The 1955-nt window shown below is 32.6% G+C and carries 4 protein-coding genes; 3 read left to right on the top strand and 1 reads right to left on the bottom strand.

The genetic code is table 11. The features are described 5' to 3' along the window. From BUB48_RS18255 to BUB48_RS17405, 3 genes are all read left to right on the top strand, one after another. Positions 1-383, top strand: a 383-nt coding sequence (locus BUB48_RS18255; protein WP_175548469.1) for a hypothetical protein, incomplete at its 5' end; no start/stop codon positions are given. 23 nt (positions 384-406) lie between these two features. Further along, on the top strand, positions 407-691 hold the full coding sequence (locus tag BUB48_RS17400; protein WP_073028219.1) for a hypothetical protein: 285 nt from the start codon (positions 407-409) through the stop codon (positions 689-691). Positions 692-718: 27 nt separating this feature from the next. Beyond that, positions 719-1096: a hypothetical protein gene (locus tag BUB48_RS17405; protein WP_073028220.1), complete on the top strand. Its 378-nt coding sequence runs from the start codon at positions 719-721 to the stop codon at positions 1094-1096. Between the two features lie 158 nt (positions 1097-1254). Here BUB48_RS17405 and BUB48_RS18260 read toward each other — a convergent pair. After that, the coding region (locus BUB48_RS18260; protein WP_175548470.1) for a hypothetical protein at positions 1255-1955 on the bottom strand (701 nt) is incomplete at its 5' end.

A 1955-nucleotide genomic window follows, 5' to 3' on the forward strand; every position in this document is an offset into this window, starting at 1 on the left:
ACGCAATAAAATCTGTTTATGAAGTTGTTGAAGATAAGGAGCTGAAAGAAATTCTTATTCGATTTGCTGCCAAGTATGAGCTTACATTGGATATTGACCAAAGCTTGAAAGATTTCTGCTCATATTTTAATACATTGGAAGCTGAAACTTTGACAGTAGCAATTAAGCAAGGAGTTGATACGGGAGATAATGAGAACATTTTAATGAGACAGGAAGAAGTCATGTTCAACAAGTATTTGAACTACATACAGGCCGAAACCGAAAATGCGAAGAAAAAAGCCAGTTTGGCCATGATATTTATCATGCTAATTGTGATTATCATGATTGCTGTGCCTAAAATAGGCGAATTGAATGAAGCAATCAAAATAATATTTAGAAATTGAAATATTGAAAGGATGGTAGAAGAATGAAGAATTACATCAGAAAAATCAATGAAAAGTCAATGGAAATGATACTGAGAGGAGGCAATATGCTAGGCAGATTTAAGACAAGCATGGAAAAACCATTGAAACCGCTGAAAAACAATAGTGGATGGGGCAAAGATGAAATAATAGGTGCCGCCATGGTATTAGTTATAGCGGCATTTATAATAGCACCAGGACTGTCTAATATTGCTCAAAATATAATGACTAAAGCCTCAAGTTGGTTTAGTTCCACATTTGACATAATATTTGCTAAATCTAAATATTAGACAAAACTCAACGCTGGTGAATCTATAATGCTTGGAAGAATACCTATAAATCTGTTAATGCTGGCTTTAGTGTTATCGCTTGTTTTATTCTTTACAGAATACTTTATTCCACTATCGGCAAACTTCCAATTTAGAGCTGAATGCCGAAAAATACTGCTTGAAATGGAAGAAAAGAATGAATTGACTGCATCTATGAGGAATGAATTGCAAAAAGCTTTGACTGATAAGAACTTTACGGTAATAAGCATATCAGCCCCTCATACTGCCAAGAGGGGCGAATTTCTTAATCTTAAGGTTGTGGCAGATTACAAGTATAGCAAGGTGAAAGGGATATTCAAGAGGGAGGAAATAACCCAAAGGATGGAATATGACAAATACACAGTAGCAAGAAAGGTGCTGAATTAAAATAAATTTTAGAAAGTAGGTGATATCATTGAAGGAATCTAACAGGCAAGCATGCAATGAAAAACCAGTATATATAGAAAATTCAGTATCTATGGACAGTAATGAATATAAAAAGTTGATTATTTCATGTTTAAACATGCCACTTAAATCTCTAAAGATTAAGGAGTTACAGGTGAAAAAATAAAACAGTTAACAAAGTATCTTCTTTCTCTTGAAAATATCCACCACCAATAATAAATTGTATCTAGTTTAATGTTAGTAAAATTGTTTTTCTTTAACACATACAAGACATCATTACCAGCTACAATTGGATATTTATTTAACCAGGATTCAATTATTTCTGCCGGAGGAACTGTTTTCAGGATATTTAAGCCATGTTCAATGACGATTTTACTAAAAGGAGTTAAGGTACCATCAAACTCAAAACCGAAGGCAAACATATCTGAAAGAACAATTATTTTTCCATTTGGTTTTGCTATACTGTGTAACAATTTCATGTGCTGCATGGTTAAGGAATCTATAAAAGGTTTAGCGCCATTAAGAGAAGTTGGTTGTAGGCTTTTGTGTGGAATTAATTTGTTAATAAAATTTATGTAAAGTTGAGATAGAATAAAATCTGAAATCACAATAGAAAAAGGCATCCTGCTTTTAATTTCTTCAGGTAGTGTTACATCAGGTATATTATCTTTCAAAGAGTTTAAATATTTGATTGCTTCTTTTAAAGAGTAATCTTTTTTAGTACGGTCTACTTCAGCCGCGAATTTATCTAGCATTGAAGTTATATCAAAAGAAACACGAGTTACTTTATCTAGTTGATGCGATGGAATGTACTCACTGGATTTAATTAGAGCATCTTTAT

Origin of the sequence: Lutispora thermophila DSM 19022, assembly GCF_900142105.1 — a bacterium.
Taxonomy (GTDB): domain Bacteria; phylum Bacillota; class Clostridia; order Lutisporales; family Lutisporaceae; genus Lutispora; species Lutispora thermophila.

Bases quoted from the DNA above. Each gene is read 5' to 3' on its own strand.
- BUB48_RS17400 (WP_073028219.1), top strand. From the start codon at position 407: ATGAAGAATTACATCAGAAAAATCAATGAAAAGTCAATGGAAATGATA.
- BUB48_RS17405 (WP_073028220.1), top strand. From the start codon at position 719: ATGCTTGGAAGAATACCTATAAATCTGTTAATGCTGGCTTTAGTGTTA.